A 5,403-nucleotide genomic window follows, 5' to 3' on the forward strand; every position below is an offset into this window, starting at 1 on the left:
TGCTTGCCGCAGGCTATCTGTTGATAGTCCTGCTGGTGGGCGGCATCATCTGCACGTGGCTCGGAGAATGGCGCGACTTGGAGTTGCTGGAACGGGAGAACCGTGAAATCAACCGCTTCCGCAAGGAAACACACGATGCGTATGTGGGTGTGGTGGAGTTGTCTCTTTTGGGCGAGTCGGTGCTGGAATGGGACGATAAGGATGTGGCGGCATACCGGCGGCAACGGATGACGGTGGATAGTATGCTTTGCCGCTTCAAGAGCCATTACGAATCGGTGCGCATAGACAGCGTGCGCCACTTGCTGGAGGACAAGGAAAAGCGGCTGTGCGCCATCATGGAGGCTCTGGAACAACAGGCGGACATCAACCGCCGGATAGCCAAGCAGGTGCCGGTGATAGTGCAAACGAGCAGGCAGGAAGAGCCGAAGAAACAGAGGAGGAAAGGTTTTCTCGGGTTGTTCGGCAAGAAACAGGAAGCACCTCCGACGACGACCACCACGATGCTCTACACACTGAACCGTGATATGATAGCGCAACAACGTGCCCAAAGCCATCGTCTGTCGGAATATGCCGACAGCCTTGCCAGCCGCAATGCGGAACTGAACCGCCAACTGCAAACCCTTATCCAGCAGATGGACCACAAGGTGCAGGCTGACTTGCAGGAACGTGAGGCGGAAATATCCGCTATGCGTGAAAAGTCGTTCTTGCAGGTAGGTATCATAACGGGTGTCATGCTGCTGTTGCTCATTATTTCATACATCATCATTCACCGCTATGCCACCCGCATCAAGCAGTACAAACGTAAGACAACAGATTTAATCGGGCAACTGCAAAAGTCCGTAAAACAAAACGAATCGTTGATAGCCTCACGCAAGAAAGCGATGCACACCATCACCCACGAGCTACGCACACCACTGACTGCCATACATGGATATGCGGAACTGATGCAGGACAACGAAGAAGAAAAGATAAGCGGTTATGCGGACAATATCCTGCAAGCCTCCAAGAGAATGACCGACATGCTCAACTCCCTGCTTGACTTCTTCCGCTTGGACAGCGGCAAGGAACAGGCGAATGTCCGTCCGTTTCGTTTGGAAAACATCGCGGAGCTGTTGCAAACGGAGTTTACGCAACAAGCAGAAGCAAAAGATCTTAAACTTACCATCGAGTGCCCGGAGGGTATTATCCTGAATGGCGACAAGGAGCGCATCATACAGATATGCGACAACCTGCTGGGCAATGCCGTCAAGTTCACGAATGCCGGAAGCGTTTCACTTGTCATAAGCTATGACGGCAATAGGCTGACCCTTGTAGTAGAGGACACCGGAACCGGCATGAGTGCGGAAGAACAACAGCGAGTGTTCGGAGCGTTCGAGCGGCTTTCCAACGCCGCCACGCAAGACGGTTTCGGATTGGGGTTAAGCATTGTGAAACAGATTGTCGGTATGCTTGGCGGCACTATACGCTTGGAAAGCGAAAAAGGAGAAGGCAGTCGTTTTACTGTGGAGTTGCCAATGAACACTGCCGATATTGGTATTGAAGAACAGACAGCCGCAGAAAGTCTGGCTCATATAGAAAGACCTTATTCTGTCATCGTATTGGACGACAATCCGATGGTATTATCCATGACAAAGGAAATGTATGCTGGTATAGGTGTGCATTGCGACACGTTCACCACTATTGGCGATGCAATGGAAGCCATGCGGCAGCACACATACGACCTCATGATAACCGATATGAAGATGCCGGAGATTAACGGCTATGAGGTGTTGGAGTTGTTACGCTCGTCAAGTGTCAGCAACTCGAAAGAGATTCCCATTGTCGTGGCGACCGCCTCCGGCAGTTGCAGCGAAGAGGAGCTGTTGGAAAATGGATTTACCGCCTGCCTGTTCAAGCCATTTTCCATTTCCGAACTGGTTGCTGTATCAGACAAATGCCTTTTGACAAGTACGGACAAGGATGAACTTCCCGACTTGTCCTCTCTGCTTGCATATGGTGACAAACGGGCGATGCTCGACCGTTTGATAACCGAAACAGAAAAGGATATGCAGGCTGTCCGGGAAATCATGGAGAGGAATGACCGCAAGGCGTTGGACGAATGGATACACCGTCAGCGAAGTTCATGGGCTGTTATCCGTGCTGACAAACCCTTGTGGAACCTGTATGAACTGCTGCATCAAGAATCTGAATGTTCCGAAATGGAATTGCGGAAATGCGTGGATGCCATGCTTCGTATGGGAACAGTTATCATAGAACTTGCGCAAAAGGAAAGGAGGTTGTCGGATGAAAGTATTTGTGATTGAGGACAACCCCGTCTATAACGATTATGTCTGCAACCTGCTGAAGAAAGACAGCTTCGATACTATGTCGGCATATAATCTTGCCACTGCCAAGAAACTATTGGTAAAGTCAGAGGTGGATGATATTGTCGTTGCCGACCTACGCCTCCCCGACGGTGAAAGCATAGAGTTGTTACGGTGGATGCGTGCCAACGACAAACAACAGGTGTTTATCGTTATGACCAATTACGGGGAGGTGCATACGGCAGTGGAAAGTATGAAGCTCGGCTCAAAGGATTACATACAGAAACAGTTGTTGGAGGATAAACTGATACCGCTTATCCGCACCCTGCAAAAAGAACATGAAAAGCGACTACAATGGAACATTCCGATATTCGTCCGGCAGGGCGAAGCCTATCAGAAAATCAAGAAACGTGTGCGCCTTGTAGCCACCACCCGGATGAGCGTGCTGATACTGGGCGAGAACGGTACGGGCAAGGAACATATCGCACAACATATACACCAACAAAGCAAACTTGCCGATAAACCTTTTGTGGCAGTGGACTGCGGAGCCTTGTCCCCGTCATTGATACAATCCGCCTTCTTCGGACACGTCAAGGGCGCGTTTACGGGTGCCGAAGCAAACAAGACGGGGTATTTTCTGGAAGCGGATGGCGGCACGCTGTTCCTTGACGAAGTGGGCAACCTAACAATGGAGATGCAACAGATGCTGCTCCGCGCCATACAGGAACGCCGTTACCGTCCCGTCGGAGCAAAGGAGGACAAAACAGCCAACGTGAGGATAGTGGCTGCAACCAACGAGGATTTGCAGAAAGCCGTAACGGAAAAGCGGTTCCGGCAGGATTTGCTCTATCGCTTGCAGGAGTATGTGATAACCATGCCGCCCTTGCGCGACTGCCCGGAAGACATCATGCCATTGGCCGAGTTCTTCCGTGAAATGGCAAACCGTGAGTTGGAACGTGAAGTAAAAGGTTTTGCCGCATCTGCCCGTAATGCCCTGCTCGCCCATGCGTGGCCGGGCAACGTGCGCGAGTTGAAACAGAAGATACAGACGGCAGTCCTGCAATCAGAAGGCGATATGATAACCGAAGCCGATTTGGAACTTGACAATGAACCGTCCGCTACTTCCGCTTGTTTTACATTGAAGAGCGGGGATGAAGAAAGAGGACGTATCCTGCGTGCTTTGAAACAAGCAGCCGGTAACAAGAAAATGGCTGCAAAGATACTGGGTATCGGCAGGACAACGCTGTATAATAAATTGGTAGAATATGGATTGAATGAAGAAAACTGACCGGAGTATGGCTGTAAATGGCAATAATTGATTAACTTTGCAATTGTATTTCAGAAAATAGCAGGCGATTGGGTAACTTTTCGCCGATGATATAGACATAAGACCGCAAGGCGTTTCGAGCGAAAATCTGGCAAATTGAAACTACGGAGACGATTGCGTGATGCTTATGCTATGCCTACGCATAGCGTGCATTCACGTACTCTCCGTAAAGGCTTTACCAGAGCCATCGCTTGAAAGTAGTGTGAATTGCACGCTACTTTTTTGCCTCGCCAAAAAGGAAAGGAAATACGTTATGGCGAAAATACAATTACTTGCCGTTATCTCAATAGATGGCTGTCCGATGAAACTGCATCCCCGGAAGCGGTTGCTTCAAACCGAAGATTACGGTATGGATGAAATACGTGCCAATGCCCTGTATAAGCTGACATCCGACTATTCGGTATCCGTGCTTCAAGAATGGAGAGAGGAAGGTGGAAGCATTTGCCATTTGTTGGAAGTAACTGCCGGGAATACCGAATATGCCAACGGACTGTTACGGATGAACGTGATAGATGAAATCATACTATACGTTGTTCCAACCATCGACGGAAACGGAGCGCATTTTTTCAAGTCAGCACTACCTATGAATGACTGGCGGCTTATGGAGAACAAAACTTATAGGGACGGAGTAATCCGGCTTACCTATCATAAAGAGCCACGGGCATAAAATGTTCAGATTATGAACATCTTGGCGGAATTTCCGTGTTCAGAAAGTGAACACATGTTCAGAATCTGAACACATTTCACAAGGGATGCAATCAAGGATAAAATTATTTTTGAATTTTATCTTTCTGAAAAACAATGTAGTACAATTTTCTCACAATCTTTTCTCGTGTTTAGGGCTATGATTTGCCCATATATCAGTGTGCGCACACTGATAAACAAGTGTAAACCCTCAAAACAGAAAAGATAATGAACCATCTCATATTGGCGGAAACACAGTTTTTCGCCCTGATAAACGGAAAAGACAACGGTAGCACGGAAACGGCATACGGCGGATTCGTGCAGGAAGTAATAAACCTGTGCTACGGCGGCAATGATGCCAAGCATATTATTGTGGCGTTGGCTTTTGCCGAAATCGAATTACAGCACCATCCGCAGAACTTGTCGGCATCGGAGGAGAATGTCGTCACTGTGTATATCCGCAAGGCGTTATCATTCATCCGAAAGATGCAGAAGATGGTATCCGCTTCTGCAATTACCTCCGTGCCACCACTAACATCCACATCCGAAACCAAAGCCACAGTCCCAGCCCTGCAATGGACCGGTAATGCCGTCGAGTTGGTAGAACTAATCTATGCCCTCTACGCCACCGGCTGCATCAATGGCGGCAAGGCTTCGCTGAAAGAGCTTGCCCCTGTCCTCTATTCCTTTTTCGGTGTGGAGTCCAAAGACTGCTACCGCTTCTATACGGACATCAAACGCAGGAAAAGCGACAGTCGCACCTACTTCCTTGAAAAGATGCAGGACAAACTGAACGCGAAGATGCGACATGACGATGAATTGGAGCGGATGAGGAGATAAACGAATGCCAAACAAAGGATAAGCGGCCGGATTATACGGTTTCTTATCCTTCTTCATTTACAATCACTCTATTATCTGCCGGAAAGCCGATTAAAATCATTAACTTTGCAAGTATTAATCAATGACGGATGAAAATAGATAACCTCGAAATATTGAATGGACTGATTGCCGGAGCCGAAGGCGGGACAGTTGAGTTCAAAGAAACTACCGGGCAGTTGGAGCGTGGAATTGAAACTCTTTGTGCCTTCT

Annotated in this window: 4 protein-coding genes; all 4 read left to right on the top strand. The window is 48.6% G+C overall.

The annotated features are described in order from the left end of the window. A partial coding sequence (locus N5O98_RS26240) for a hybrid sensor histidine kinase/response regulator (RefSeq protein WP_195664496.1) occupies positions 1-2,303 on the top strand: 2,303 nt, incomplete at its 5' end. Then, on the top strand, positions 2,284-3,591 hold the full coding sequence (locus N5O98_RS26245) for a sigma-54-dependent transcriptional regulator (RefSeq protein WP_004309733.1): 1,308 nt from the start codon (positions 2,284-2,286) through the stop codon (positions 3,589-3,591). The genes N5O98_RS26240 and N5O98_RS26245, both read left to right, overlap by 20 nt. A 292-nt stretch (positions 3,592-3,883) precedes the next feature. Then, a complete protein-coding gene (locus N5O98_RS26250) occupies positions 3,884-4,297 on the top strand; it encodes a hypothetical protein (protein WP_004315319.1) in 414 nt (137 codons plus the stop codon). 245 nt (positions 4,298-4,542) lie between these two features. Then, complete coding sequence (locus tag N5O98_RS26255; protein ID WP_004309735.1) at positions 4,543-5,154, top strand: RteC domain-containing protein; 612 nt, start codon at positions 4,543-4,545, stop codon at positions 5,152-5,154. The last annotated feature ends 249 nt before the right edge of the window (positions 5,155-5,403 follow it).

The organism is Bacteroides sp. LFL-34 (assembly GCF_027257075.1).
GTDB classification, from domain to species: Bacteria; Bacteroidota; Bacteroidia; order Bacteroidales; family Bacteroidaceae; genus Bacteroides; species Bacteroides ovatus.

Coding starts and splice junctions, on each gene's coding strand:
- N5O98_RS26250 (WP_004315319.1), top strand. CDS start 3,884: ATGGCGAAAATACAATTACTTGCCGTTATCTCAATAGATGGCTGTCCG.
- N5O98_RS26245 (WP_004309733.1), top strand. CDS start 2,284: ATGAAAGTATTTGTGATTGAGGACAACCCCGTCTATAACGATTATGTC.
- N5O98_RS26255 (WP_004309735.1), top strand. CDS start 4,543: ATGAACCATCTCATATTGGCGGAAACACAGTTTTTCGCCCTGATAAAC.